Annotated in this window: 1 protein-coding gene; it reads left to right on the top strand. The window is 47.5% G+C overall.

Annotated features, from left to right (window positions below; translation table 11 throughout):
• Window positions 1-362: 362 nt before the first annotated feature.
• Window positions 363-577, top strand: a 215-nt coding sequence (locus GPL15_RS22615) for a hypothetical protein (protein WP_215700944.1), incomplete at its 3' end; no start/stop codon positions are given.

Here is a 577-nt window from a genome sequence, read left to right on the forward strand (position 1 = left end):
TCTCAGAAACTGATTTGGTTTTCAGTTTCTGCCCGTCTTTTTCTATCCCTGGAGCCTAAGTTTCACTAACGGTTTCCAGACGGCTTTCATCGCCAACGGATTCCGTTCCGCCCGGTGCCAACCCTCCAAGCGGGCCTCCGCCCCCGTCCGTCCCCATCCCCAGGATTCACGGCTGTGTACTGGTCTGATAAAGGATAAATAAAGATTTGGAGAAGGGAAGCAGAAAAGGCAGGGAAGCGTTTGATTGAGATATTGTTTGGTATTTCGTGCAGATTATGGTATAGATATTTCAAGTAACTGAGGTGGGGATTAACAGTAAAAGGCCAAGGCATTTTCGAAAATGCCTTTAGGGTTGATGTTAAATGGTGTGGGGATTTACATTAAAAGGCGAAGCCATTTTCGAAAATCCCTTCACCCTTTATGTAAAATTTGCTTTTAATTACTTTAGCCAGAGAAAAACCAGCAGGAAAGCGGGGAGAGCGGACGGCGGGACAGAGGACCGGGGAGCGGTACCGGGGAAACCAACGATACAGGGGTCATGTGGAAACCGTTTAGTGGAACTTAGGTTTTCAGCAGG

It is taken from the genome of Clostridium sp. MCC353 (assembly GCF_018785315.1).
Lineage (GTDB): Bacteria > Bacillota > Clostridia > Lachnospirales > Lachnospiraceae > CHH4-2.